This is a genomic window from Vibrio sp. Vb1980 (genome assembly GCF_033338615.1).
GTDB lineage: Bacteria > Pseudomonadota > Gammaproteobacteria > Enterobacterales > Vibrionaceae > Vibrio > Vibrio alginolyticus.
The window spans coordinates 119,328-145,683 of sequence record NZ_JAWOSZ010000003.1; the positions used below are offsets into that span (position 1 = coordinate 119,328).

Here is a 26,356-nt window from a genome sequence, read left to right on the forward strand (position 1 = left end):
CGAATACCCGAGTAAATTTGTAGGTTACTGCTGCTATTCTACTCTTGTTGACGTATGGGTCTAGTCTTTTTGATGCTAAGGCATGGCGAAGCGATCTAGAGAGAACGAGGAGCAGGTGTTCTGCAGATGCAGTAAATATCGATGCTTTCTACGCCAACTTCAAGTAGTAAATGACATAATTGTCGGACGGTACTGCCTGTGGTGACTACATCATCGACGATGGCAACATGGGAAGAGTGAGGTTGCTTATTGAGAATAAACGCGCCTTTTAAGTTTTGTTCACGGCTTGTTTTGGTATTACCACGCTGTGATTGGGCGAGCTTTACTCGACGAAAGACCTTCGCATCAAAATTAGTCTGCAATTGCTTGGCGAGGTGTCGGGCTAAAACATCACTTTGATTAAAACCCCGGCGCAGGTAACGCTGCCAGTGCAATGGCACACTGGTAATGATTGGAGCTGGCGTGGTGATGCGCTGTGCCAGTTGCTCGGTTAATGCTTTTACATGCCAAGACTCTCCGTGATCTTTAAAGCGTTGTACTTCCCGTGAAAGGGGAAAGTCGTAATCGCCTAACGTGTATAGCCTTTGCCATGGCGGTGGCTCTGAAAGACATTCACCACAAATACTATCCGTACTCATTTCTTCTTTCTGTAATGATAAACCGCAGCGTTGACATCGTTTTACCGGAGTTAGGTATTTTAAACAGTGCTCGCACCAGCGCAGAGTATTTGTGTGGCTTGGTGTTTGAATAGGGAACCGACACAGGCCGCATTGACTGCTCAATACACGATGCATGATGTTTTGCCAGTGATGAGATAACATAGCGTTTATTCATGGTGATATTTTACTCAGCCTAACGCTTGGCTGAAGCCGTAGGGAATAAAATAAGTGGGAGAGAACGAGAGCATGAGCACGAATTTACACTGGCAGTCATTTGGTCAAGGACCGGATTTGGTGTTGCTTCATGGTTGGGGCATGAATGGTGCGGTATGGCAGCAGACGGTCGAGTCTCTTCAACCTTATTTCCGAGTGCATGTGGTTGACCTTCCGGGGTACGGACATAGCGCGGAATCTCACGCCGAAGACTTAGCCAAAATTGCTGAGCTTGTTCTGCAAGGCGCACCAGAGAAAGCCGTCTGGCTTGGCTGGTCATTAGGTGGTTTGGTGGCAACCCACATTGCACTTAATGCACCGCAGCGTGTGAGCAAGTTAATCACGGTAGCCAGTTCACCCAAATTTGCTGCTGAACGTCCTTGGCGTGGCATTCAACCCAGCGTGTTAACCGCATTCACCGATCAATTGTTGGAAGACTTCTCTGTCACTATTGAGCGCTTTATGGCGCTGCAAGCGATGGGCAGTCCGTCTGCGCGCAAAGACGTCAAACAACTCAAACAAGCGGTGCTATCACGTCCGCAACCGAACCCTGATTCATTGTTGGTTGGTTTGAATATTCTTGCCGATGTGGATCTACGCGATGCTTTGGCCTCTCTTTCGATGCCGATGCTGCGCCTTTATGGTCGACTTGATGGTTTAGTGCCAATCAAAGTGGCAAGTGACTTGAGTGAGCAGTTGCCGAGCACTCAGCAATTTGTTTTCAACCAATCTTCTCATGCGCCGTTCATGACCGAACATGAAGCGTTTTGTCTCCAAGTACGAGAATTTGCTGCTTAATTAGCGAGCCTACAAATCTAAGCGAATAAAACCCTAAAGCTGTTTAAAAATTGGTCGATATAAGTTTTAGCGGACTCTTCTTGTGGGAGGAGTTTGCTGTATTGACGAGTTGGGCGACTCTGAGGAGGGTTCGCAATGATTGTGTCACCGGCTAACGTAAGCGTGCCACTGATCGCCCCATCCGTTAATGTGCAGACGGAACAAGCTGCTCGTGACAATAAAGTCCGAGAACCTGTGACGCCAACAGTCGCACTGGCGAAAACCAATGCGGAGCGCAAAGTAAAAAGTGATGAGAAGCGGCGACGCCAATCCTCGTGGGACCCATCGGAGCATCCTGACTACGAAGTGGAACCCGAGGTGGATACCCGTTATCACGAAGAATCGGAAGACACGCTAGAACGTCTCTTTGGTTTGCTTGCGCTCAAGAGTTACAGCGAAGATCAGGGTAAGGGCTACGCGATACGCTTTCGATTACCTAAGCGCATTTTGGATGCTGCGGTCAAAGAGGGATTGATGGAAAAGCGCAGGAAGGTGATTAAGTTTCATTATGGTCACTCGGTCGCGCCCCATACACCGTCAGAAGTGATAGCAGTATTATGACGACTCAATATCCTACTCAAACAAAAACGCTCCAAGCAGGTTGACTGATTGGAGCGTTTTCTTTTTAGTTATGAAAGCTCGTTAGCGGTGAAGCCTAGGTAAGATTACTTTTTCGCTTTAGCAAACGCTGCAGCAAATGCACCGCCCATCGCGCTGTTCGATGACGAATCATCACGGCGAGGCTGACGACGCTGCGGTTGGTCATTACGACGCGGCGCTGCTGATGAGCGTTGGCTACGGTTGTCTTGACCCGGTTCGTCGTTCATACGCATCGATAGACCAATACGTTTACGCTGCACGTCAACTTCCATCACTTTCACTTTGACGATGTCGCCCGCTTTCACCACTTCACGTGGGTCAGACACATAACGATCTGTCAGTGCAGAAATATGCACAAGACCATCTTGGTGAACGCCGATATCAACGAAGGCACCGAAGTTGGCTACGTTAGACACCACGCCTTCTAGAATCATGCCCGGTTCCAAGTCAGATACCGAGTTTACACCTTCTGCAAAGGTCGCCGTTTTGAATTCTGGACGTGGGTCACGACCCGGCTTGTCTAACTCTTTGATGATGTCTGTAATGGTTGGAACGCCGAAGTTATCGTCGGTGTAATCGACCGCATGCAGACCTTTAAGGAAGCTTGAATCACCAATCAGTGCTTTGATATCTTTGTTGTTCTTCTCAGAAATCGCTTTGACCACTGGGTACGCTTCTGGGTGAACCGCAGACGCATCAAGTGGGTTCTTACCATCCATAATACGCAGGAAGCCCGCACACTGCTCGAACGCCTTAGGACCTAAACGAGGTACTTTCTTCAAGGTTGTACGTGCTTCGAAGCGGCCGTTCTCATCGCGGAAGTCGACAATGTTCTGCGCGATGGTGCTTGATAAGCCTGCTACGCGCGTCAGTAGCTCCGCAGAAGCAGTGTTCACATCAACACCAACCGCGTTTACACAGTCTTCCACAATCGCATCTAGGCGTTTTGCCAACATAGATTGGCTTACATCGTGCTGGTATTGACCCACACCAATAGATTTCGGATCAATTTTCACGAGTTCAGCCAATGGATCTTGCAAACGACGTGCAATCGACACTGCACCACGCAGTGATACGTCCATATTCGGGAACTCTTTTGCTGCAAGCTCAGACGCTGAGTAAACCGAAGCCCCCGCTTCACTTACGATGATCTTCTGAACTTTCAGGTTGCCACGTTTGATGACGTCTGCGACAAAGCTGTCGGTTTCACGTGAAGCCGTACCGTTACCAATCGCAATCAAATCCACATTGTACTTACGCACCAACTGATCAACGATTTGTGCTGACTTGTCGTATTGTTTTTGTGGTGGGTGAGGGTAGATGGTTTCGGTGGCAAGCACTTTACCTGTTGAGTCGACAACCGCGATTTTTGAACCTGTACGCAGACCCGGATCTAGGCCAAGTGTTGCACGAGGGCCAGCCGGTGCTGCCATCAACAAGTCTTTTAGGTTAGTGGCGAATACTTCAATCGCTTCGATTTCAGCGCGCTCTTTCATTGCGCCCATTAGCTCGGTTTCCATGTGCATCGATACTTTGATGCGCCATGCCCAGCTGATCACTTGCTTACGCCAGGTATCCGCCGGTGCGCTGCTTAGCGTCACGCCATAATGATCGGCGATAATCGTTTCGCAGTAAGACTGACGAGCGCCTTCTTCCTGTTCTGGATCAGCGTTCATTGCCAATGTCAGGAAGCCTTCGTTACGGCCGCGTAGCATCGCCAGTGCGCGGTGCGATGGCACTTTGCTTAGGGGCTCGTTGTGGTTGAAGTAATCTTTAAACTTCTCGCCTTCTTGCTCTTTGCCTTCAACGACTCGTGAGACCAGTTCCGCATTGCGATTTAAGTGGTTGCGAATTTTTTCCAGTAAGTTTGCGTCTTCTGCGATGCGCTCCATGATGATCGCGCGAGCGCCATCCAATGCAGCTTTGGTGTCTGCGATGCCTTTGTCTGCATCAAGGTATTTGCTTGCTTCGCTTTCTGGCTCGGTTTGTGGGTGATTCCAAAGCTGATCTGCGAGCGGCTCAAGACCAGCCTCAATCGCGATCTGACCTTTCGTACGACGCTTGGGTTTGTAAGGTAGGTATAAGTCTTCAAGACGAGTTTTGCTGTCTGCCTGCGCGATCTCTTGTTCTAGCTCTGGCGTCAGTTTGCCTTGCTCTTGGATTGATTTGAGGATGGTTTGACGGCGATCATCCATTTCACGAAGGTAAGACAGACGGCTGTCCAAAGTACGAAGCTGGGTATCATCAAGGCCCCCCGTCACCTCTTTGCGGTAACGTGCAATAAAAGGGACAGTGTTGCCATCATCAATTAGGGTGACAGCGGCGTTGACTTGCTCTGGGCGAACATTCAGTTCTTGAGCAATCATGCGACAGATAGCTTGGCTCATCCGTGTTTTCTCTTTTAATTCGGTTTTGGTTGTATAGAACATTGGGGTCGTTCGAAGAATTTGCAATGTTTTAAATTAACGAGGCAAAAATTTACCGGGCGCTGGTGGACATCAGTCAGATTTATGTCAAAACTGTAATTAAATTGAGAACTTATATCCGCAGTTATCGACTAACCTAATTCCACGGTTGTTGATATCACTAAATGTACCTCGGCTTATACGGATAATCATGATGAAAAAAATGTCTTTGGCGTTAGCGCTTACGAGTGCCTTACTTGTCGCCCCGCTTAGTTGGGCGCAGTCTATCTCAGGAACCACACAAGCTCCCGTTTATCAGCTCGATAACAAATTGGTACTAGGGCGTGTGGAGAGCGTCTACTACAGTGACATTCCGGAACTAAAAGCGGTGCCATTTATTGGCAAGATTGATACTGGTGCAGATACGACATCGATGCATGCGGAGAATATCCATGTCAGTAGCTCACACCCAGATTACCAAGATTTGAAAGATAACGAGTTACTTTGGGCGATTGTCGATGACTTAGGTGGTACGAAGGCAAAGTGGGACGCCGACAGCTTTAAGCCATATCAAGTAAAGGTTAGCTTTACGGTTCCTCACCCTTATACAGGGAAGGAAATACAGATTACCGATGATCTGGAAAGAGTGAGCGCGATTCGCAGTCGAACAAGCAAAAAGCCCATCCTACGCCCGACAATAAAAATGCCGATGACAATCGCTGGTCACACCGTTGATACGGAAGTGAACCTGACCAAGCGTACGCAATTCTCTTCTCCTATCTTGATTGGTAAAACCTATCTCGATGATAACGCATGGGTCTTCGCTGGTTACGATTACCTTCAAGAACAGCCACGCGCAAAAATGATTGGCAAAAAAGAGACGGTTGAAGTCGAAGGTGTGCCATATAAGATCAGCATCTCAACTTCTAGCCGTTATACCAACGTCCATGCACTGGACATCAAGGTAGACAAAAAGCATAACGAAGTCTCTTTTATGTTAGAGGGCGAGAATGGCAAGCGTCATCCAATGACATTGCCCTTGGTACGAATGCTGAAAACGACCAAAAGCGAGCGCCCTTTAGTCTATTTACCCGTCAAAGTCGGCGAAAATGAAACTCAACGTTGGTTGGTGTATCTGCGTGATCGCAGTAAGTTCAGTTCGCAAATTCGCTTAGGTCGGGACGTCGCGAGTCAGCACTTTGTTATTGATACGGACAGAGAAAATCTACTGGGTGGCGTAGAAAAAACGTTCAAAAGCGCACTCAAATCAAAACCTCTTGTCGTTTCACTAGAAGAACAGGTCACCATTGATGGTTATACCGTCCCTGCTTACCCCACTTTTACTGTGAAAACGCCATTACTGCGTGTAAATGGGTTTGAAGTAACAGAAAAAGGTAAGGATGAATCCGTCACGTTTTATTTAATGAACGATGAGGGGAAAGAAGAAAAAATCACCAAACCAGTGTTGAAAAAGCTCAAGGTTGGCAGCGCGGTTCGCCCTGTTGTCGAAGGAGACTTTCTTCTCGGTAGAAAAGACACATCAATGAAGTTTGCGCTCGATGTGCTTGATGAGGGTGACACTCAACCTTTTTTCGTCTTTGGTCATGACATAGCCAAGGGTGGTGTGTTGCTGAACACTCGCGCAGACCATCTACTAGATGCAAGGCCACTTTTCAAAGCTGGCCATATCGAAGTGGCGGAAGTTGAGGGGATGTCTTTCCCTGTGAAGTTAGACACGGGTGCAGATGTAAGCTCAATCAATGCTAAGAACATCAAGCAGTTTAAGAAAGACGGCAAAGACATGGTGAGCTTTACCTATGAGAACGATCTTGGCATGAAACAGGCGTTTACTAAGCCTGTTGTTGACGTCATGCGTATTAAAGCGAAGAAAGGCGAGAAAGCGAACGTACGCCCTGTGGTTGAAATGCATGTTAAGCTTGGCGAATTAGAGAAGAAGATCCGAGTCAACTTACAGGACCGAGGTCGCTTCCATTACAGCATGATTTTAGGTAAAAACTTCCTAAAACATGGCGCGGTTGTTTCGAGTGATACGAATTACATCGTGACGCAAAAACCGGATTACGAAAAGTAACACTCTGGCCGCCTTATCACCTTGATACCCAAAGCCTGAAAAACATTGGATCTTTGGGTATATCATCTCCTTAATGCTGCCAAAGAGCAGCATTTTTTAGTTGAGATAGGAGTTAATTTGAAAACTAAGCTGATTACACGAGAAGGTTACAACAAACTCAAACAAGAGCATGATTACCTTTGGAATGAAAAGCGCCCGGAAATCACCAAGATCGTCACTTGGGCTGCGAGCCTGGGCGATCGCTCAGAAAATGCGGATTACACCTTCAATAAACGTTTACTCCGTCAGATCGACCGTCGTGTCCGCTTCCTTCGTAAATTACTGCCAGAAGTCACGATCGTTGACTATTCTCCGCAACAAGAAGGCAAAGTCTTTTTTGGTGCATGGGTGGAAATAGAAAATGAGGCAGGAGAAGTGAAAAAGTTTCGTATTGTCGGGCCTGAAGAGATTTATGGCGATGCGAAAGACTACATCTCTATCGATTCACCTATGGCGCGAGCGATGTTGAAAAAACAAGTGGATGAAGAGTTCACGGTACGCACCCCAGAAGGTGAAAAAGAGTGGTTCATCAACTCAATTGAATACACTCAACCGGCCTCGGAAGACTGAGGCTTTATCACCGATTCAAGTCTCATGAAGTTCACTAGAAGTGACTTGGGTCTCAACGTCAGAATATTTGGTATAAAGGCATGGTGCCTTTCTCGGAGAAGTAAAATGAACAAAGCAGTCATGTGTAGTGCTGCACTAACAATAGGTTTCTCACTTTCAGTTTTTGCTCAAGATGAAGTGAAAGGCTGTGACGCTAAAGAGTTAGCGGTAGAGCAGCAGCTTGAGTATGCAAAAGCGCAAGGTAATGAGCATCGCATTAAAGGCTTGGAGCAAGCACTTTCCGCTATCCAGAATGAATGCTCGGAAGGTGAGCTGCGCCAAGAGCTGCAAACAGAAGTGGAAGAAAAGACTAAAGAAGTTGAGGAGCGAGAGGAAGAATTAGTCGAAGCTCAGCATTCAGGGAAAGCAGACAAAATTGAGAAAAAACGTCACAAGCTGGCTGAGGCACAGCAAGAGCTGCTTGAGGCCAAACGTGAACTGGAATGGAATTATGGTCAATAGTAGGTGCTGAAAATACCTGCTAGAGAGAGAATAAAGCGCTTAAGATAAAAAGAGTAACAATTTGCTTGAGCACGTTAGGAAAAACAGTGATACATTTTCGACAATAGACGCTTCTGAAAGGATGTTTCAATGCAAGAAAATCATAAAATTTTAGTGGTTGATGACGATGCTCGTTTACGTGCTCTATTGGAGCGTTACCTTTCTGAGCAAGGTTTTCAGGTACGAAGTGTCGCCAATGGCGAACAGATGGATCGCCTACTAACGCGCGAAAACTTTCACTTAATGGTGCTGGACCTAATGTTGCCAGGTGAAGACGGTTTGTCAATTTGTCGTCGTCTACGCCACGCGAACAATATGTTGCCAATCTTAATGCTCACCGCGAAAGGTGATGAAGTGGACCGCATCGTAGGTCTTGAGGTAGGGGCGGATGATTATTTGCCAAAACCGTTTAACCCACGCGAATTGTTGGCTCGCATCAAGGCCGTATTACGCCGCCAAACTGTAGAGTTGCCGGGTGCACCAAGCACGGAAGAAAAAGTGGTGGAGTTCGGGGAGTTCCGACTCAATCTAGGCACTCGCGAGATGTTCCGCGGTGACGAGGCAATGCCACTCACCTCTGGAGAGTTTGCTGTTCTAAAGGCGCTCGTGATGAATGCACGTGAGCCAATGTCACGAGACAAATTGATGAACATGGCGCGTGGCCGTGAATATTCTGCAATGGAACGTTCTATTGACGTACAAATCTCACGTTTACGTCGCATGTTAGAAGACGATCCGAGCAAGCCGCGCTACATTCAAACCGTATGGGGCCTAGGTTATGTTTTCGTCCCAGACGGCAAAGAGGTGTAACCTCTTCACTCCATAGCCAGCACTTGGCTATAGCAACTTCAGCCTTCATTACCTTCCCTTTGAAGGCTGAAATTTCGCGATTAGGACCACTAGGAACGTTCCATGCGCATCCGAAGTTCACTGACACAATCTATTCTGCTGTTCATCTCTTTGCTTCTCGCGAGCCAAGTTTTCTCTTACTACGCCGTTTTTAACTACGCGTTGATGCCGAGTTTGCAGCAGTTCAATAAAATTCTCGCCCATGAGCTCAATTTGGTGCTTGATGATGAAGGACCTTTAAAGTCTGATGCACCGTTAAGGCGTCAATTATTAGAAAGATTAGGGGTGACGGTTCACAGCCTTGACAGCGATAAGGCGATTGAATTTCATCACGCAATGTCGATTGATTTGATGTCTGAAGAAATGAGCCAAGAGCTGGGTTCGCCTACAGAAGTACGCTTATTGCTTGGCGATGAAAGTTACATTTTGTGGATGCACATCGAAAAGTTGCCGAACTCCATCATTCGTATTCCGTTATCTGAGCTGCAAGAAGAAGATTTTGCACCGCTGTTTCGTAACAGTTTGATTATGGCGCTGCTGATCATTGCTGGTGGTTGGTTGTTTATTCGTTTGCAAAACCGTCCACTTTTGGCTTTAGAGAGAGCCGCGAAAGACGTCGGTCGAGGTGAGATCCCGCCCCCCTTAGCAGAGAAAGGCGCATCGGAGATTCGCTCTGTAACTCGAGCCTTTAATCAAATGTCGAAAGGTATTCAAGAGCTAGAAGAAGACCGAGCCTTATTAATGGCGGGGATTAGCCATGACTTACGAACGCCTCTGACGCGTATTCGCCTAGCGACAGAAATGATGTCTCCTGAGGACAGCTATCTTGCGGAGGGGATCATTAGCGATACGGAAGAATGTAATGAGATCATCAGTCAGTTTATGGATTACCTCAAACCGGTGAACCAAGAATCGTTTGAAGCGGTTGATATCAGTACGATTGCCAGTGACGTCGCCAGTTCTGAAGGTGGTTATGAGGTTGAAATTGAAACAGATCTTAATCTTAACTTGCCGCCAGCCAAAGGAAGCGCGATTGCGATTAAGCGGGCGATCAGTAACTTAGTTGTGAATGCGCTACGTTATGGCAATGGCTGGGTCAAAATCAGCACTGGTGTGACAGCAGATAAGCAGCTAGTGTGGATTTCAGTAGAGGACAACGGACCGGGTATCGAGCATTCTCAAATCGCGAGGTTATTTGAACCCTTTACGCGTGGTGACACAGCTCGCGGTAGTGAAGGCACTGGGCTCGGGTTGGCGATTGTGAAGCGTATAATCAGCCAGCATTCAGGTTCTGTGGTGATGCGTAATCGCAGTGAAGGCGGTTTAATCGCTCAAATCAGCTTTCCTACCAAGTAAGTCGATGGCCCGCACCCTTTAAAACAAAAAGCCCAACCTAAATAGGTTGGGCTTTTCTTATTCTCAATAATCTTAAGACTCTTTCACTTCCTGAGGAAGTTCATCTTCGTCTTCCAGTTTCTCTGGCAGAAGTAGATTTAAAATGATCGCTGTGATGCCACCTGCTGCAACACCAGTTGAGAAAATACTCTTAATAAATTCTGGCATAAATTGCAGGATCTCTGGTTTTTGTGCGATACCAAGTCCCATTGAGAAGGATAAGGCCATGATCAGAATTGCGCGGCGATCGAGCTCAACACGAGAGATAATGCGCACACCAGCGGCAGCAATCGTACCGAACATGACAATCGTTGCGCCGCCAAGTACTGGCTCAGGAATCAGCTGAACAAAGCTAGCGACGCCAGGAAACAAGCCAAGAATCACTAACATGCCAGAAATAAAGTAACCCACGTAGCGGCTCGCGACTCCTGTTAGCATGATGATGCCGTTATTCTGGCTAAACGTTGAGTTCGGGAAGCTGTTGAAAACGGCTGCGATTGCAGAGTTTAAGCCGTCTGCTAACACACCGCCCTTAATGCGTTTCATGTACACTGGGCCTTTTACTGGCTCACCAGACACTTCAGATGTTGCGGTAATATCACCGATGGCCTCTAGTGCGGTAATAAAGAAAATCAGTACCAGCGGAATGAACAGAGACCAGTCAAACGATAAGCCATATTGCATTGGTACGGGCAGTGCTACGATCTCGGTTGCGCCTAGCTGAGAAGTATCTACCATCCCCATAAAATACGCCATGATGTAACCCACTAGCATCGCAATCACGATTGAAGCCACACGGATGTATGGGTTTTTCGAGCGGTTTAATATCACAATTAACCCAAGTACGGTACCAGCCAGAGCAAGTTTGTCTAAGCTACCAAAAGTACCGTCGCCCATTGCAGCATAGCCTCCACCCATAGAAACCAAGCCGACTTGGATCAGCGTCAGGCCAATCAGAGTTACGACAATGCCAGAGACGAGAGGTGTGATGATGCGGCGGGCATGCTCAAGCACACGAGACAGTAAGATCTCGGCAAATGATGCGACTAAAATCGTACCAAAAATGGCAGCCATCATGGTGCTGATGTCCGCGCCACCTGCTTTCAGCGATAGGCCTGCACCAATAATAGGACCTAAAAAGTTAAAGCTGGTACCTTGAACAGAGAGCAAACCAGAGCCAATTGGGCCAATGGTGCGAATTTGAATAAACGAAGACACGCCTGACGCAAACAAAGACATGCTGATGATGGTATTCGTTTGGTCTGCTGGTACACCCAAAGACTGACAGATGATCAGTGAGGGAGTGATAACCGCGACGAACATCGCCAATAAGTGCTGAAGTGCGGCAAAAATGGTTTGAGGCAAAGGTGGTCGATCGTTGAGTTGATAGACCAGTTCCGAAGATCGGTTTGAAGTTGTCATTGTTTGTCTCGCTAGTCGCAATATTTCCCTAGTTCTCGCTGAATGGGAGAGCAGGGTGGAGTTGACGTCGTTACCTGTGATTGCTGTTAATCAGAGTCAACTCAGGTTGGTGGAGTGTGATCTAACACACTTAAAAATTTGTGCGCGATTATAGAGAGATTTACTCAAAAAGCAAACGTTTGCTTTGTTTTTGGCGCATTAAAAAACGAGCCACTTGGCTCGCTTTCAATCATTACGCTTTGGAGTAAATATCCCGCTCACCCAACCAGCGATCGATAATCGCTGTTGCGTTAGACGGGTAATTGTCATGAATATGACGCGCAATGCGCTGAACTTCGGGAATCAGGCGTTGATCTCGAACTAAGTCTGCGATTTTGAAATCAGCAAGACCTGTCTGCTTTGTACCCAATAGTTCTCCAGGGCCACGAATTTCTAGGTCTTTCTGCGCAATGACGAAGCCATCGTTACTTTCACGTAGTACTCCGAGACGTTTTTGCGCGGTTTTTGACAGCGGAGAGTGGTACAGCAGCACACAATGGCTAGCAACGGAACCTCGGCCCACGCGACCTCTTAACTGGTGTAATTGTGCCAAACCAAGACGTTCAGGGTTTTCTATGATCATCAAGCTAGAGTTTGGCACATCCACACCAACTTCAATCACTGTCGTTGCGACCAGCAAATGCAGTTTATTGTCTTTGAAATCTTGCATCACCGCTTGTTTCTCTGCCGGCTTCATTCGTCCGTGTACTAGACCAATTTTTACGTCCGGTAGCTTACGTTGAAGCTCTTCTGCGGTATCTGCCGCGGCTTGCGCTTCTAATACTTCCGACTCATCAATCAGGGTACACACCCAATATGCCTGCTTGCCTTCGTTTAAGCAGGCATTTCGGACACGCTCGACGATGTCGTCACGTTTTGTATCAGGAATGGCAACGGTTTGAATCGGCGTTCGACCCGGTGGTAGCTCGTCAATCACGGAAGTTTCCAGATCGGCGTAAGCGGTCATCGCTAAGGTTCGAGGAATAGGCGTCGCCGTCATGATCAACTGATGAGGATAAGCGCCTTGTTTTGCGCCTTTTTCACGCAATTCTAATCGCTGATGGACACCGAAGCGGTGCTGTTCATCAATGATGACCAAAGCAAGGTGATGAAATTCAACGTGCTCTTGGAATAGCGCGTGAGTACCCACTACCATTTTTGCTTCACCACTGGCAATACGAGCCAACTCGGCTTCCTTTGCCTTACCTTTGAGTTTGCCCGCTAACCAACCGACTTGAATGCCCATTGTTTCAAACCAGTTTGCGAAGTTGATAGCGTGTTGCTCGGCCAATAGTTCGGTTGGCGCCATGAGTGCCACCTGATGGCCATGCTCAATGGCTCTAACAGCGGCCAAAGCGGCAACCAACGTTTTCCCCGAACCAACATCGCCTTGCACTAATCGCATCATTGGGTGCGGTTTTTCTAGATCGGCTTCAATCTCTTGTACTACTCGGGTTTGAGCGTTTGTAGGAGAGAAAGGCAGTTGGGCTAAAAGCTGCGTTTTTAGTTTATTACAAGGACCGAGAGGTCGCGCTGAATCCTTCTGACCTTTGCTACGCACCGCTAGCATCGATAAGTTTTGTGCGAGCAATTCTTCCATGATCAAGCGGATTTGGGCAGGATGTTTGCCTTCGTCAAACTCATCTAAATTAATGGTTGGTGGTGGGCGATGAATGGTGTGCAGCGCTTGCGACATCGTGATTTGATGGTCATACAACCCCGCTGGAAGTAATTCCTGCACTGCGGTTTTATCAAGCAGGGCTAAAGCTTGTTCGGTAAGGTTGCGTAATGTGATTTGGCGTAAACCATCGGTGGTGGGATAAACAGGGGTTAAGCTCTGTTCTACATCGGGCTTTTGCTCGCTGACGTAAAACTTGTAGTCAGGGTGAACAATTTCCAAGCCCACGCCACCGCGCTTAATTTCACCGTAAGCATGTACTAACTTACCTTGCGTGAAATTGTTCTTCATGGCTGCGGTAAAGTTGAAAAAGCGCAGCGTGATAGTGCCATTACCGTCGCTGATTTTTACCGTTAGCATTTTGCGCTTACCGAAGATGGTGTCGACTGCCATGACCTTACCTTGCACGGCCGCCCAAAGGCCAGCATGCAGTTTGGCAATAGGGTAAATACGAGTACGATCTTCGTAGCGTAACGGAAGGTGAAACAGCAAATCTTGAACGCTATGTAAGCCAACTTTGGCGAGTTTTTCTGCGACTTTCGCGCCAACTCCAGAAAGGGAGGTTAATGGGACGGCAGATAACATTTGGGCGGACATAGAGGGCTCAAGAAAATGGTTAACATAGCAGTATGTTAACCATGGAGCTGTGTTTTTGTACAGGAAAAAATAGTCATGCTTTAGTTAGTGTCATGATTTGACTGATAACCTATCATTCCGAGGAGCTTTAGCGACATCAGGAGCCTATTTCCAACAAGTATGTCGCTGAAGTTAATACTATCAGCATCTGTATATTTGAGAATTAGATCCTGAACCACGCTCCTTCGCCGCTGTTCAGGATGACGAAAGTCTGTTACTTGCTTTGCATCTCTTGCCACCACGCGTCATCGGCGATGATTTGACCTTCTTCATCGAGTGGTGGGTAAACGAGCCCTTTTCGTTTCGCGACTTTTGCCAGCACTGGGTGACCACGTTCAAAGAGAATACGGTTGATTGTCTCTTTAGGCAGAGCGCTTTCTTCTCGGTCGTACATGCCTGCGGCTTCACGTTGACGTTGCGCTTCATACAAAATTACGGCACTGGCAACCGATACGTTTAGTGACTGCACCATGCCCACCATTGGGATAATAATGTCTTGATCGGCAAGCTGTTTGGCTTGCTCCGAAGCGCCAACTTTTTCACTGCCTAAAATGATTGCCGTTGGTCTGGTGTAGTCGATCTCGCGAAAATCGACGGCGGTGTCCGAAAGATTGGTCACCAAAACCTGCATACCTTGCGCTTTGAGTTCGGTAATCGCAGTTTCAATCGAATCGTGAGTATCCACTTCAACCCAGTTACGCGCGCCAGCTGAGGTATGGCTCAGCGTACGCATTTTGTCTGGCCAAATTGCGTGAACTTTGTGTAAGCCTGTCGCGTCAGCGGTGCGGATCACAGCAGAGACGTTGTTTGGCTTATGTACTTCTTCGAGACAAAGTGTCAGATCAGTTTGGCGAGTTTTTAGGACTTGGTGAATACGGTTGTAACGTTCTAGGTTCATATTTATTGAGGTATAAAAAATCGCCACCTAACAGAGTAGGTGGCGATAGAGGTTAGTTCTTTCTGCGTCTGACTCGGGTTGCTTGAGGCATTGCCTTAATCTTACGCATGATACCAGCAAGGTGGACACGATCTTTCGTCGTCAACAGCACAGTCACAGTGTATAGACGACCATCACGTTCTTCCGTTGAAAGGCCATGAATGTTTGATCCTGTTTTCGAGATCACGTTGGTAAGTTCTGCAAGAGCACCTTGGTTGTTAAGCATGTCGACTTTAAGTTCAGCAATGAACTCTTTATCGTAGTCTTCAGACCAAGCGACAGCCATATAACGGTCTGGCTCTTTCTGATAACCACGAACGTTCGGACATGTTTCTCGGTGAACAACCAAACCACGACCAGGCGATACGTGAGCAATAATGTGATCATCTGGGATAGGATGACAACAATTTGCAAACGTCAGCAATAAGCCTTCTGCGCCACGAATCGGAAGCTTCTTCTTCGAGTCCGTTGGGATTGAACTTGTTGTCGTGAGCTCTTCGGTGTCACCAAGGAGACGACGTGCGATCACAATGCTCATCAACTCACCCAATCCAATAGCAGCCAATAAATCATCGATGCTTTCTAGGCGAAGATCATTCAAGACTTCTTGGATATTTTCTGGATAAATTGAATCAATCGAGTGACGGCCAAGTGCGTGATTAAGTAGGCGACGACCTAAAGTAATCGACTCTTCACGACGCATCGTTTTCAGTACTTGTCGAATCTTAGTGCGGGCACGAGAAGTCACGACATAGTTCAGCCATGCCGCATTCGGACGCGCACCAGGGGCACTGATAATTTCCACCGTCTGACCGTTTTTCAATGCCTTACTCAATGGGTAAGGGTTACGGTCAACACGAGCACCAACACAAGAGTTGCCTACATCGGTATGTACGGCATAGGCAAAGTCGACAGCCGTTGCGCCTAAAGGCAATTCAACGATACGACCTTTTGGTGTGAAGACGTAAATCTCATCTGGGAAAAGATCGGATTTTACGTTTTCAATGAATTCGAATGAGTTACCCGCGCTTTGTTGTAGCTCTAACAGGCTTTGCATCCAACGCTGAGCTTTCACTTGCGCAGTGGTACCAGACTTGTCGCCTTTGTCTTTGTAAGACCAGTGTGCCGCGACACCTTTGTCCGCCATTTGATCCATATCTTCAGTACGGATCTGAACTTCAACAGGTACGCCGTGTGGGCCAACCATGGAAGTGTGTAGCGATTGATAGCCGTTCGCCTTTGGTACCGCGATGTAATCTTTCATGCGACCAGGACGTGGCTTATACAAGCTGTGTACTTGGCCTAAAACGCGATAACAAGTATCAGCGGTATCAACAACGACTCGGAACGCATAGATATCCATGATGGTGTGAAAGCGCTGTTCTTTGGTTTTCATCTTGTTATAGATAGAGAACAGGTTTTTCTCACGACCAACGACGCGAGCATTCAAGCCAAAATCTTGCAGACGGCCTTCTATTTCGCTGTGAATGCGTTGGATCATCTCTTTACGATTACCACGTGCGGCTTTAACCACTTCTTTCAGTACGCGGTAGCGGTTGGGATATAGCGCCTCAAAGCCCAACTCTTCGAGTTCGGTTTTGATATTGTGAATACCAAGACGATGAGCGAGGGGCGCGTAAATTTCTAACGTTTCACGAGCAATACGACGCTTTTTATCTGGTCGAAGCGCGCCAAGCGTACGCATGTTATGCGTGCGGTCAGCCAGTTTGATCAGAATGACGCGGATATCTTGCACCATGGCCAGAACCATCTTACGAAAGTTCTCAGCCTGAGCCTCTTTCCTATCGCGGAATTTGAGTTTGTCCAGTTTAGATACACCATCAACCAATTCTGCGACAGTGTTGCCGAATTTATCTTCGAGATCTTCTTTAGTTACATCACAGTCTTCAATGACGTCATGCAGCAAAGCAGCTTGGAGGGTTTCGATATCAAGGCGCATTTCGGCCAAGATACGAGCCACTGCGACAGGGTGGATGATGTATGGTTCACCGCTAGAGCGGGTTTGCCCTTCATGGGCATCTCTCGCTACCACATAAGATTGACGCAGAGCCTCAATCTGAGGCTCTGTTAGGTATTCTTGGGCAACGTCTTTGAGGCTATCGAATAGATACAAATTATAGGCCCGGGAGGTTGTTGAATTCTAAAGTCAGAATTAACGGTTGTGAGCGATGCTGCTTACTGCCGCTAGCTCTGCCGCTTCTTGCTCTTGCTGTTCTTGACGTTCACGAGCGTCTAGAACTTCTTTAGTAATTAAACCTTCTTCGATTTCGCGTAGAGCGATAACCGTTGGCTTATCGTTCTCTTCTGGCACTAGTGCATCTTTACCGCCAGTTTGCATTTGACGAGCGCGGCGAGCCGCAATCAGTACTAGGTCGAAACGGTTGCCAACTTTTTCAACAGCGTCTTGAACAGTTACGCGTGCCATGAGGACTCCAAATAGTTAACTAAAATTTTAGAATGACGAGAAAGTATACAACCTAACTACTTTATTTACTAGCAATTAGACAAGCCACCGTTTGTGGACTTTCTCAGGTACTTTATTGTGTTTTTCGCACTGGGCAAAAAACGGGAAATTCTTTATGTTTTACAGCGTGACTTTTTTGAAGTTACTCTGCTAACAACGCGTCAAGCATACCTTTATATTTAGCAGCTTGCTTTTCTTCCTTCAATCTTTCAGCACGCAAGATAGCTTTAAAATCCATCAAAGCAGTATCAAAATCGTCGTTTACGATCACGTAGTCGTACTCGTTGTAATGAGAGATTTCCGACTTGGCTTCAGCCATACGCTTTGCGATCACTTCATCGCTATCTTGACCACGAGTGTTCAAGCGACGCTCTAACTCACCGTTTGATGGTGGCAGGATGAAGATGCTTTTGGCTTCTGGCATTTGTTCACGGATTTGGCGTGCGCCTTGCCAGTCGATATCTAGAAAAACGTCGATACCTTTATTTAGTGTTTCTTCAATCCATACACGAGATGTGCCGTAATAATTACCAAACACTTCTGCGTATTCTAGGAAGTCACCTTTAGCGATCAGGGCTTCAAACTCATCTTTCGCTACAAAATGGTAGTGGACACCATTTTCTTCACCAGGTCGCATGTTGCGCGTGGTGTGAGACACAGACACTTTCATTGCATAGGTTGGGTTGCGTTCCAACATCGCTGAGATCAAGCTAGATTTACCTGCGCCGCTAGGTGCAGATACGATATAGAGAGTACCTTTGCCCATTGTACTGTTCCACTTTTGATTGGATTGATTGAGTGCCGAAGGAAAGTTCGACATTCTTATAACGATAGCACTGGCATTGAGAAATCAACCACCAAAGGGGTGGATATTGGTGATAATCCCGCCAGAAAAATGGAGGCGAAGAGTATCATGATCTCTATTTTGTTACCAGTTGATCTTTCTGTCTGTGATCGTCTCAGATGAAATAGTTACTTACGCCAGAGTGTTCCTAAACAGCGAAGAAGGAGCGTGATACAGGACTTACCATCCGCGCACTCTGTTATTAAAACCATTTCTACAACCGTTTAGTGTGCTGATTTTAGGTTTAGAGTCCCGATTTGGCTTGCGTGAGTGACTCTGGTTAAAAATAGGGGTTAATAAAGATAAAACGGAAAAAAGGGGAAGCTTTCACTTCCCCAGGCGTGCGACTGACTCACACTTAATCTTCGAATTATCCTTGAGACTCTAGGAAATTTATCCAAGGGCTAACGGTTGACCTGAATTTTGGCGATTGAGCAGCGCCTTTCATCGCCTGCAAGGCCTTTTGTGGCTGCTTAAGCTCGAAATAGGCCATCCCGCGAATGTATTCAAGTTCTGCCTTTTGCTCTTTAGAGGCACTGGATGCCGCGCTTTCTACAAAACGAGTTGCTTCAGAATACTGCTTGTCTTGTATCATTAAGCGAGCAATCTGAATTTGCGTTTTAGCAGAAGGAGCGAGGTTATATGACTTTTTATAAGCGAGAATTGATTTATCTAGCTCTTTAGCTTGCTGCCAGAAGCTGGCTAGGCGGTCATAGTTTTCCTTCGTCTTTTCAATGTTTCCAGCTGCCATTTCCTTTTCAAGAGTTTTGGCTGCTTTATATGGAATACCTTGATAAGCCAAGAAGTTTACAAAGCGTAAATATTCCTTCTCTCCTTCTAGTTTCCCCATTTTGTAAACCATTTCTAGGGTGGCTAGAGAGTTGCGTTCTTGACCTAGCTCCATGTAGACACCAGAAAGTTGCATCCAGTAACGCTTTTTCTGAGGGTACTTTGAAGTTAGAGTTTTGAGTACACTGGCAACGCTTTTCAGCTGGCCTAACTCGTAGTGAGATGCAACGAGAATTAAGTACCAAGACTCACTTGGGCTCTTGCTCATCGCGATGGCTTTTTTGGTTGGCGGGATTGCATTTTTGTAATCTTCCAACTGAACATAAGCGCTCGCTAACGTGATATAAGCATGAGCTTGAGGCTTCTCTTTGGTTGTTTCTGCAACCTTGAACCATTCCTTCATCGTTTTTACAGACAACGTATACTTTTCTTCAGCTAGGTAAAGCTGAGCCAAGCTGTAGCGAACTTGTTGAGCAACCGGAACGGGAAGTGCGTCGAGCTGTAATGCTTCGGCAAAGTATTTTGCTGCTTGCACATAATTGTCTTGTAGCGAATACAAAAAGCCAGTCTGCTGAAGTAAAACTGCTCGGTCGTATTTTTTCGAACTTGTGCTTTCTAAAGCGCTTGCTAGTTTTTCTTTCGCTGCTGAATATTTTTCAGTTGCGATCAACTCTTGCACTTTGTTAACGGTTCGAAATGTCCGATCTGATAACTGAGGAGCTTCTTTTGCCATCGTAGGAGCGGCCATTGCCACTCCTGCGAAGAGAATTAAAGAAGCCACTTTGCTTTTCCATAAACTTTTCATCGTGACTCCTTAATTGGTTGAGAACTCTATTTCTTGCGATAGGCGCGAGCTAACAGGTTTCCCGTCAACCAATTTTGGTTTAAATGTCCATTTAGAGACTGTTTTTCTTGCCGCTCGACCGAGGCCTAAGCGTCGTGGTTGCTCTTTAAGAACTTTGATGTCCTCTACGGCACCACGTGCGTTTACAGTAAACTCTAATAAGACGACCCCTTTTTCTATTCCTGCTTTCGCAGCCTTCCTAGGCATTTGAGGTTGGAATGTCGCTAGAGGTGTTGGACCTCCGCTACCCGCGAGTTGCGCACCTCCACCCTGGCTATAATGTCCAAGCACCGAACCACCTGTAACATTTACGGGTAGGTCAAGCTTTGGCATATCCATTGGGGTCTGCTCCATCACCGGTTTTACTGTCGCTGTCACTTTCATTTCTGGCGGTGGCGGCGGACGCTTAGGCGGTGGTGGTTTTGGAAGTTCGCGTTTTTTCTCCTGTATTTTTTCGTCTGGTTTAATGCGAATAAACTCGACCATACGCAGGTCATCATTCGACACTAACTCGTGGCGCTCTTTGTTTACTAGCTTGTCCATCCCCCAGAACAACCCGAGGGAGACAATGAGCGCCAGTGCAATTGAGGCCAGATACCGCATAAGCTTAATCCTTATTGGTTGCGGCAATGGAGATGCTTTCTACACCTGCCATTTTGATCTGGTCCATAACCTTCACGACTACGCCAGCATTTGCCTCAGTGTCGGCTTGGATAACAACTGCGCCATCAGGGCTTTCTGCACGAAGACGTTCAATATTCGCGCGAACCGCGTCCACTTCGATGCGGCGTTTATCAACCCAAACATCACCCGCCGCACCAACTGCGACCATGATGTTACCTTTTTTCACGGTTTGCGCAGAGCTTGCTGTCGGGCGGTTTACTTCTAGACCAGCTTCTTTTACGAACGATGTTGTTACGATAAAGAAGATCAACATGATGAATACGATGTCGAGCATCGGTGTCATATCGATAGCGGTTTCATCACTGCTATCACTGCTATAGCGTCTTTTCATGACCTATACCTCTAATTCCATTTACTCAGGCAATATGCTTTAGCTTATCTTCCAGCTTTTGCGTTGTGACTTTGGCTAAATGATCAAGACGTGAACTAAAGAACAGTCCTGATAGAGAAGCCACCATCCCGGCTAAAGTTGGGATTGTTGCCTTTGAGATCCCCGAGGCCATTGCTCGAGGGCTTCCTGTTCCTGTTACCGCTAAGATGTCGAATACTTGGATCATGCCAACAACGGTGCCGAGCAAACCCAGTAAGGGACAAAGCGCAATCAACACTTTCACGATTGGCAGGCCCTTTTTATTCTCAATGTCCTGACGAGAAACAATTTCTTGTCGGATCATCTTAGCGTTCCAGCTCTGGTGCTCTGATCGCCCCTGCCATGAGCCAACGGCTTTTTTCATGGCTTTTGGAGCGACGGCAGCAAAATAGAACCAACGTTCTAACAATACTGCCCAAAGCATAAAGCTGAGGATGAAGATGGCGACGAGTACATCGCCACCCATTCCCAAGAAGCGCCTAATTGATTCAAGTTCTCCAACTAACCACCACATAACGCCTCCTTAGCTTTCGGCTTTATGTAGTTTTTCCTGATAGCGAGCGATGAAGCCTGCACTCTGTTCTTCAAGAGTTTGAACCAAACGACGACCTTTACTGTGTACGATGGTGTACAGGAACAGTAGAGGAATTGCGACAACCAGACCAAGCATCGTAGTAACAAGTGCTTCAGAGATACCGCCAGCCATTAGCTTAGGATCACCTGTACCAAATAGTGTGATTGCTTGGAACGTACCGATCATACCCATTACCGTACCCAGTAGACCTAGAAGTGGTGCTACAGAAGCGAACAGTTTGATTGAGCTGATAAAGCGTTCAATGCTCGGTGCGTTACGTAGGATGATTTCGTCCAGTTTCGCTTCAAGATCTTCAAGGTTGTCACCTTTGTGTTCTTGGTAAGCTTGGATAACTTCACCCAGAGGATTACCAGGAATCACGGTTTCTGATTTCGCTTGCTTACGCATTTTACCGCCAATCACTTGAAGGCGTAGGAAGCAAACTAGAGCAATGATAGCGCCAACTGCACCCATACCAAGGATGACGTAACCTACAATGCCACCTTGATCAATACGTTCTTGAACGGTAGGGCTTTGTACAAGTAGAGACAGAATTACACCACGGGATGGGTCAATAAACAGTGGCTCATAGCTGTTTGACGCTGACTCAAAGCCCGCAACATGACGTGTAATATTGGTGCGAGGCTGTCGAGAGAGTTCTTCGAACTTACCTGTTTGAGGTACATAAGTAACGTACTTACCATCGGCAATCGCGTTAAATTCACCGACAAGAGTAACATCGCGAACCGCTTCTTTACCTTCGCCATAAACAACCGTTGCTTGGGTTGTTACTGTCTCGCCTGAGGCAACCACTTGTTGAAGAATGGTATGCCAGAATGCTTCTAGCTCTTGTGTTGATGGCAGTTCTTTGCTTTCAGCCAGTTTCGTTAGTAGAGCGTCACGCTCTGGGAACTGAACAGCGTTTTGAGAGGCAGCAAATAAGCCCTTAAACTCGCCCGCATATTGGCGGACCACACCAAACATTTCGCCCAAAGTACCAGAGCGAACACGTAAGGTTTCTGTTAGTTCAGTCAGCTGCTTATCGTTTTCATCAAATGTCGCTTTAAGTTGATCGCCCAGTGCTTGCTGTGAAGCTAGCTCTTCACGAGCCTGTTGCAATAATGCCGCTTGCTTATCTCGGTTGTTCTTGAACTCAGCTTCACGGGCTTTGTTCTCTTTTGACTCAACGATGCTTTCTGATTTTACGTTTTTGAGTAGTTCAGATAGGTTTTTAGGCGTTTCTGCTTGTACGCCTGAAACCATAAATAAGCTCGCTAGTAGACCAGCGGCTAGAGTTTTGAATCCTTTCATCTCTTATTCCTCCCCAGCATATACAGGCAATTTGATTAGCGCTGGTGGCGCTTGCTTCTTCGCGATACGAAGGCCTTGCTGTACCGCTATGCGGTAGCTTTCCGGTAATGTTTCCCATTGACGTGTTTGTTGGTTCCACATACCTGTCTCACCACCGTCTGGAGATTGGAATAAAAGCGCCGTGCGACCAATACGTAGGAAGTCGTAAGTCACGGTTTCCCCATTTCTATCTAGGCTAGCTTTGTAAGATTCAATTGAGCGAGAGAAGCCTTCTTCAATTTGGTAGGCTTCCATCACTTTACGGAATTTCTCAGAAGTTGTTACGTCGGCGCGATCCATGAGACGACGCAGTTCTTGGACACGTTTATTACGTTCTTTTTTCTGGAAAGGCAGATCGAGAGTCACAAACTCATCGAGTGCATCGATCATTTTAAGTGTTAGTGGCACTACTTCTGTTGCCGTTTGATCGATCTGAGCAATTTGGTTATTTAATGAGTCCAATTCACCTTGCTGTGATTGAACCATACGGTTAATTTGCTCGTTGTAGACTTTCATGCTGTCGATTTGACGTAGTAAGCCTTTGTATTCTGCCAACATGCCTTCAGTACTTTCGGCATAATTGTCGATTTTTTGTTGCGAAGCTTCTGAAGATTGATTTGCTTTTGCTTGTGTGGAAACGACAGCACCAGAGTTGGCCGCTATAGAGCTACTACTGATAGTAAGCAATGCTGCAGCTATGGCACTGAGACCAAATTCCTTGAATTTCATGGTTGCATCCTTGTCAGTGTTTTAGTCAGTCGAAAAGGGCGCGGAAAACCCGCGCCAAATATTTTTTAGAAGTCGTATGATGCCTCGACGTATAGCTGACGTCCGATTGGATCGTCATACCCAGTTGCATAGAATGGAGAGGTATCGCTTAGAGGATCTGCAGGCGGTACTTTGTCAAACATGTTGATAGCACCAAGAGTTACACGACCACTCTCGTTGAATTGGTAAGAAGCCGTTAGGTTCCACGTTGTCATACTAGCGATTTCTGCTTTGTAACCCGCTTTTTTAGCAGAATCACAGTCATCAAAGTAGTAACGGTTTGCGTAGCTTGAACACATACGGTCGCGGTATTTACCAAATAGGTTGATAGCGACATCTTCATATGCCCAGCCAAGATTTAACGTTGCGGTGTATTCAGGCATGAAATCTCTTTCATCCGTTACAGGCTCGCTGTCGTTTTCTTGATATTCAGCAATCAAGATCTTCGTTACAGCAACACGCGTGTTAAATGAACCGAACTCATTAGTGTCGTATGCGTATTTGATCGCTAGGTCAATACCAGAACGCTCTTCATACGACTGGTTCACTGGACCATAGGATACCGACTTGATGGTGCCATCTGGGTTACGAACGACTTCAGTACCTGGGTATTTACCTGGATCGTTAATTACGTCTTGGTAAGTTGGTGCTGTTACGACGTCTTCCATCTTGATGTGGTACCAGTCAACAGTTACACCAAGATCATCCACAGGCTCCCACGCTAGGCCCAAGTTAATGTTTGTACTTGTTTCTTCTTTCAGCTCTGAGTTAGGGCCATTAAGCGTATCGAAGTACTGAGTATCACACTCTGGGTACTTATCTTTATCTTGTGGGCCGCTACCACCAGCGTTGGCACAAAGCACAGGGTCAAAACCAGAACCAAAGCCTCGAGTTTGATCACCAAATAGTCGCTTCAAGTCTGGAGCTCGGAAGCCTAGACCGTAGCTACCACGTAGCAATAGGGTGTCAGTAGGACGGTATGCTAGGGCTACTTTAGGAGTGAATGCGCCGCCAGTTGCCGAGTCGTCGAAGTAGTGGTCGTAACGACCAGCGACAGTCATTTCTAAATCTTCAATGATAGGAATAAGAGCTTCAACACCAAGACCAATCTGATCGCGGTCACCGCCGCCTGACGTTCCACCTAGACCTGAGAAACCACCGGCTGCTGTTGTAGCATCAATCGTCTCATTGTAGTCAGTACGGTTCCATTCACCATAAACAGCAAAGCCAGACATACCTGCAGGAAGTTCAACCAAATCACCAGCCAGTGAGCCGTTAACAGAGTAAAGCTTTGAGTAAGCTTCTTTGCTTGAAGTGCCGCTGTATTTGTCTACAACGTCTTGAGAGATAGGCCCTAGAAGATCGACATCACCATTTTGTACAGCTTGGTCGAGAGTTAGGAAGATTGCTGGGTTGCTTGTTTCAACGCTTTGCTCAGAGTAACCAGCGGATAGGTCCCAATCATACGTATCAGCAAGCAGGCCGTTCAAGCCTAAGGTTAAGCCAAAAGAATCGGCTTCAGTGTTACTTTCGCGTGGTCCAAATTCGACCATACGGCGAGTGTATTCGCCTTCGCCGCGGAAGTGAGTGGCATCAACTTCAACGCTATAAGGGTTAGGTTCGAATTCAGATTCTGTAGACTTGTAGCCAAAACGGGCTTCTGCCATGGCAGTGACATTGTCGTTAATGTCCATTTCACCACGTAAAAGTAGGTCTACTTGTTTATTTTCTGGTTTTAATGTTCGGTACGCAGAGCGGTTAACACCACACTTTCCATCCGCTCGTTCAATCGCGGCATCACCAACGACTTCTTTACATGAAGAACCAGCATCAGCTGGTGTTAGAAGTGTTCCGTTGGCGCCTTCAAAGTTTGCACCGTAGCTAGAGTAGCCACTTAGCTGAGAACGGCTAGAACCGTCATCGCCAGCCCAATCATCTCGGTCAGATTGCTTTAGCATTTCGTTGCCCGCAAATTGGCCAACGAAGAGAATACGTTTGTCGTCAAAGTTTTTGCCAGCTACAACGTCTAAACGACCATTTTGGTAACCACCATCCGTCGCGTCACCCGCGCGTACTTTTACAGAAACGCCATCAAAGTCTTTCTTTAAAATGAAGTTTACGACACCACCGATTGCGTCGGAGCCGTAGATAGCAGAACCTGAGTCGGTCATTACTTCAACACGCTCAATAGCGGCGACAGGGATTTGGCCGATATCTTGGAAGTTAGATGTACCATCTTGTGCTAGCGGGTATTGAGGAAGACGACGGCCATCAATAAGAATCAATGTGCGTGACGCGCCAAGGCCACGTAAGTTGACTGACTGCGCTGCTGGTGTAAACGAGAAAGAGTCTGTTTGAGCCATTACACCACCTGTGTTTTGGGTCAAACTGTTCAATACGTCTTGCGCGCTGTTAAAGCCTTTAGACTCAATGTCTTTACTATTAATAACAGTAACTGGTGAAGGACCTTCCATATCCGTCGTGGAGATACGCGAACCAGTAACTTTCATCTTTTGAAGTTTTTCAACTTGTTGCTCTTCTGCCAGTGCTGTTGCTGGGGCTGCAACTGCTGCTGTCCCCAAAGCAAGGCTTATCGCAACAGATAAAGCGGTTGTGTTTTTATACATCCTTGTTGCTCCGATTATTATTATTTCCTATGTCTGGCCGCATAGCGGCCAAATGTGACGTTAATATTTCGTTAACGTTCGGCCAATGTATAACCGAGATGAAAAAAGGA

General features: G+C 46.8%; 22 protein-coding genes. 7 read left to right on the forward strand and 15 right to left on the reverse strand.

Annotated elements, in window-relative coordinates:
• Positions 1-95: 95 nt before the first annotated feature.
• Complete coding sequence (locus tag R7F64_RS06940; RefSeq protein ID WP_025998648.1) at positions 96-821, reverse strand: amidophosphoribosyltransferase; 726 nt, start codon at positions 819-821, stop codon at positions 96-98.
• 84 nt (positions 822-905) lie between these two features.
• Here R7F64_RS06940 and bioH point away from each other — a divergent pair, with 84 nt between their 5' ends.
• A complete protein-coding gene (gene bioH / locus R7F64_RS06945) occupies positions 906-1,670 on the forward strand; it encodes a pimeloyl-ACP methyl ester esterase BioH (protein ID WP_258617786.1) in 765 nt (254 codons plus the stop codon).
• A gap of 135 nt (positions 1,671-1,805) precedes the next feature.
• The gene (locus R7F64_RS06950) at positions 1,806-2,270 is read left to right on the forward strand and encodes a hypothetical protein (protein WP_053303403.1); all 465 of its coding nucleotides are present in this window, start codon (positions 1,806-1,808) and stop codon (positions 2,268-2,270) included.
• A gap of 104 nt (positions 2,271-2,374) precedes the next feature.
• Here R7F64_RS06950 and R7F64_RS06955 read toward each other — a convergent pair whose 3' ends face one another.
• Entirely contained in the window at positions 2,375-4,696 is a 2,322-nt protein-coding gene (locus R7F64_RS06955) for a Tex family protein (protein WP_053303402.1), read from the reverse strand.
• Positions 4,697-4,925: 229 nt separating this feature from the next.
• Here R7F64_RS06955 and R7F64_RS06960 point away from each other — a divergent pair, with 229 nt between their 5' ends.
• The 5 genes from R7F64_RS06960 to envZ all read left to right on the forward strand — a co-directional run bounded on the left by R7F64_RS06960 (position 4,926) and on the right by envZ (position 10,160).
• Positions 4,926-6,806: an ATP-dependent zinc protease gene (locus tag R7F64_RS06960; protein WP_318071559.1), complete on the forward strand. Its 1,881-nt coding sequence runs from the start codon at positions 4,926-4,928 to the stop codon at positions 6,804-6,806.
• A gap of 117 nt (positions 6,807-6,923) precedes the next feature.
• Positions 6,924-7,415 (forward strand): transcription elongation factor GreB, encoded by a 492-nt coding sequence (greB, locus tag R7F64_RS06965; RefSeq protein WP_025768311.1) that lies wholly within the window; start codon positions 6,924-6,926, stop codon positions 7,413-7,415.
• 105 nt (positions 7,416-7,520) lie between these two features.
• Positions 7,521-7,916 carry a DUF1090 domain-containing protein gene (locus R7F64_RS06970; protein ID WP_005379332.1) on the forward strand — a complete coding sequence of 132 codons (396 nt, stop codon included), beginning with the start codon at positions 7,521-7,523 and terminating at the stop codon, positions 7,914-7,916.
• Positions 7,917-8,045: 129 nt separating this feature from the next.
• Complete coding sequence (ompR, locus tag R7F64_RS06975; protein ID WP_005379333.1) at positions 8,046-8,765, forward strand: two-component system response regulator OmpR; 720 nt, start codon at positions 8,046-8,048, stop codon at positions 8,763-8,765.
• A gap of 102 nt (positions 8,766-8,867) precedes the next feature.
• A complete protein-coding gene (gene envZ / locus R7F64_RS06980) occupies positions 8,868-10,160 on the forward strand; it encodes a two-component system sensor histidine kinase EnvZ (protein ID WP_017820700.1) in 1,293 nt (430 codons plus the stop codon).
• A gap of 72 nt (positions 10,161-10,232) precedes the next feature.
• On the opposite strand, the gene R7F64_RS06985 is transcribed toward envZ, so the two are convergent.
• From R7F64_RS06985 to R7F64_RS07045, 13 genes are all read right to left on the reverse strand, one after another.
• Positions 10,233-11,621: a uracil-xanthine permease family protein gene (locus R7F64_RS06985; RefSeq protein ID WP_064368903.1), complete on the reverse strand. Its 1,389-nt coding sequence runs from the start codon at positions 11,619-11,621 to the stop codon at positions 10,233-10,235.
• A gap of 232 nt (positions 11,622-11,853) precedes the next feature.
• Positions 11,854-13,935, reverse strand: a complete 2,082-nt coding sequence (gene recG / locus R7F64_RS06990) for an ATP-dependent DNA helicase RecG (protein ID WP_318071560.1) — start codon at positions 13,933-13,935, stop codon at positions 11,854-11,856.
• A gap of 253 nt (positions 13,936-14,188) precedes the next feature.
• Positions 14,189-14,872 carry a tRNA (guanosine(18)-2'-O)-methyltransferase TrmH gene (gene trmH / locus R7F64_RS06995; RefSeq protein ID WP_017635001.1) on the reverse strand — a complete coding sequence of 228 codons (684 nt, stop codon included), beginning with the start codon at positions 14,870-14,872 and terminating at the stop codon, positions 14,189-14,191.
• Positions 14,873-14,924: 52 nt separating this feature from the next.
• The gene (spoT, locus tag R7F64_RS07000) at positions 14,925-17,045 is read right to left on the reverse strand and encodes a bifunctional GTP diphosphokinase/guanosine-3',5'-bis pyrophosphate 3'-pyrophosphohydrolase (RefSeq protein WP_238762698.1); all 2,121 of its coding nucleotides are present in this window, start codon (positions 17,043-17,045) and stop codon (positions 14,925-14,927) included.
• 39 nt (positions 17,046-17,084) lie between these two features.
• Entirely contained in the window at positions 17,085-17,357 is a 273-nt protein-coding gene (rpoZ, locus tag R7F64_RS07005; RefSeq protein ID WP_005379346.1) for a DNA-directed RNA polymerase subunit omega, read from the reverse strand.
• Between the two features lie 181 nt (positions 17,358-17,538).
• Positions 17,539-18,162 (reverse strand): guanylate kinase, encoded by a 624-nt coding sequence (gmk, locus tag R7F64_RS07010; protein ID WP_005379347.1) that lies wholly within the window; start codon positions 18,160-18,162, stop codon positions 17,539-17,541.
• 448 nt (positions 18,163-18,610) lie between these two features.
• The gene (locus R7F64_RS07015) at positions 18,611-19,834 is read right to left on the reverse strand and encodes a tetratricopeptide repeat protein (RefSeq protein ID WP_005379348.1); all 1,224 of its coding nucleotides are present in this window, start codon (positions 19,832-19,834) and stop codon (positions 18,611-18,613) included.
• A gap of 9 nt (positions 19,835-19,843) precedes the next feature.
• The gene (locus R7F64_RS07020; protein ID WP_005379353.1) at positions 19,844-20,476 is read right to left on the reverse strand and encodes an energy transducer TonB; all 633 of its coding nucleotides are present in this window, start codon (positions 20,474-20,476) and stop codon (positions 19,844-19,846) included.
• A gap of 4 nt (positions 20,477-20,480) precedes the next feature.
• Positions 20,481-20,888 (reverse strand): ExbD/TolR family protein, encoded by a 408-nt coding sequence (locus R7F64_RS07025; protein ID WP_005379359.1) that lies wholly within the window; start codon positions 20,886-20,888, stop codon positions 20,481-20,483.
• 25 nt (positions 20,889-20,913) lie between these two features.
• Positions 20,914-21,441: a MotA/TolQ/ExbB proton channel family protein gene (locus R7F64_RS07030; protein WP_005379363.1), complete on the reverse strand. Its 528-nt coding sequence runs from the start codon at positions 21,439-21,441 to the stop codon at positions 20,914-20,916.
• Between the two features lie 9 nt (positions 21,442-21,450).
• Positions 21,451-22,812: a MotA/TolQ/ExbB proton channel family protein gene (locus R7F64_RS07035; protein WP_086046437.1), complete on the reverse strand. Its 1,362-nt coding sequence runs from the start codon at positions 22,810-22,812 to the stop codon at positions 21,451-21,453.
• A gap of 3 nt (positions 22,813-22,815) precedes the next feature.
• Complete coding sequence (locus R7F64_RS07040; RefSeq protein WP_005379365.1) at positions 22,816-23,580, reverse strand: DUF3450 domain-containing protein; 765 nt, start codon at positions 23,578-23,580, stop codon at positions 22,816-22,818.
• Positions 23,581-23,645: 65 nt separating this feature from the next.
• Positions 23,646-26,246, reverse strand: coding sequence for a TonB-dependent receptor plug domain-containing protein (locus R7F64_RS07045; RefSeq protein WP_017634998.1), 2,601 nt, complete (start codon positions 26,244-26,246; stop codon positions 23,646-23,648).
• Between the last annotated feature and the right edge of the window lie 110 nt (positions 26,247-26,356).

Excerpts from the sequence above, each read along its gene's own strand:
- R7F64_RS06940 (WP_025998648.1), bottom strand. The coding sequence starts at position 821 with ATGTTATCTCATCACTGGCAAAACATCATGCATCGTGTATTGAGCAGT.
- bioH (WP_258617786.1), top strand. The coding sequence starts at position 906 with ATGAGCACGAATTTACACTGGCAGTCATTTGGTCAAGGACCGGATTTG.
- R7F64_RS06950 (WP_053303403.1), top strand. The coding sequence starts at position 1,806 with ATGATTGTGTCACCGGCTAACGTAAGCGTGCCACTGATCGCCCCATCC.
- R7F64_RS06955 (WP_053303402.1), bottom strand. The coding sequence starts at position 4,696 with ATGAGCCAAGCTATCTGTCGCATGATTGCTCAAGAACTGAATGTTCGC.
- R7F64_RS06960 (WP_318071559.1), top strand. The coding sequence starts at position 4,926 with ATGATGAAAAAAATGTCTTTGGCGTTAGCGCTTACGAGTGCCTTACTT.
- R7F64_RS06970 (WP_005379332.1), top strand. The coding sequence starts at position 7,521 with ATGAACAAAGCAGTCATGTGTAGTGCTGCACTAACAATAGGTTTCTCA.
- ompR (WP_005379333.1), top strand. The coding sequence starts at position 8,046 with ATGCAAGAAAATCATAAAATTTTAGTGGTTGATGACGATGCTCGTTTA.
- envZ (WP_017820700.1), top strand. The coding sequence starts at position 8,868 with ATGCGCATCCGAAGTTCACTGACACAATCTATTCTGCTGTTCATCTCT.
- R7F64_RS06985 (WP_064368903.1), bottom strand. The coding sequence starts at position 11,621 with ATGACAACTTCAAACCGATCTTCGGAACTGGTCTATCAACTCAACGAT.
- recG (WP_318071560.1), bottom strand. The coding sequence starts at position 13,935 with ATGTCCGCCCAAATGTTATCTGCCGTCCCATTAACCTCCCTTTCTGGA.
- trmH (WP_017635001.1), bottom strand. The coding sequence starts at position 14,872 with ATGAACCTAGAACGTTACAACCGTATTCACCAAGTCCTAAAAACTCGC.
- rpoZ (WP_005379346.1), bottom strand. The coding sequence starts at position 17,357 with ATGGCACGCGTAACTGTTCAAGACGCTGTTGAAAAAGTTGGCAACCGT.
- gmk (WP_005379347.1), bottom strand. The coding sequence starts at position 18,162 with ATGGGCAAAGGTACTCTCTATATCGTATCTGCACCTAGCGGCGCAGGT.
- R7F64_RS07015 (WP_005379348.1), bottom strand. The coding sequence starts at position 19,834 with ATGAAAAGTTTATGGAAAAGCAAAGTGGCTTCTTTAATTCTCTTCGCA.
- R7F64_RS07020 (WP_005379353.1), bottom strand. The coding sequence starts at position 20,476 with ATGCGGTATCTGGCCTCAATTGCACTGGCGCTCATTGTCTCCCTCGGG.
- R7F64_RS07025 (WP_005379359.1), bottom strand. The coding sequence starts at position 20,888 with ATGAAAAGACGCTATAGCAGTGATAGCAGTGATGAAACCGCTATCGAT.
- R7F64_RS07030 (WP_005379363.1), bottom strand. The coding sequence starts at position 21,441 with ATGTGGTGGTTAGTTGGAGAACTTGAATCAATTAGGCGCTTCTTGGGA.
- R7F64_RS07035 (WP_086046437.1), bottom strand. The coding sequence starts at position 22,812 with ATGAAAGGATTCAAAACTCTAGCCGCTGGTCTACTAGCGAGCTTATTT.
- R7F64_RS07040 (WP_005379365.1), bottom strand. The coding sequence starts at position 23,580 with ATGAAATTCAAGGAATTTGGTCTCAGTGCCATAGCTGCAGCATTGCTT.
- R7F64_RS07045 (WP_017634998.1), bottom strand. The coding sequence starts at position 26,246 with ATGTATAAAAACACAACCGCTTTATCTGTTGCGATAAGCCTTGCTTTG.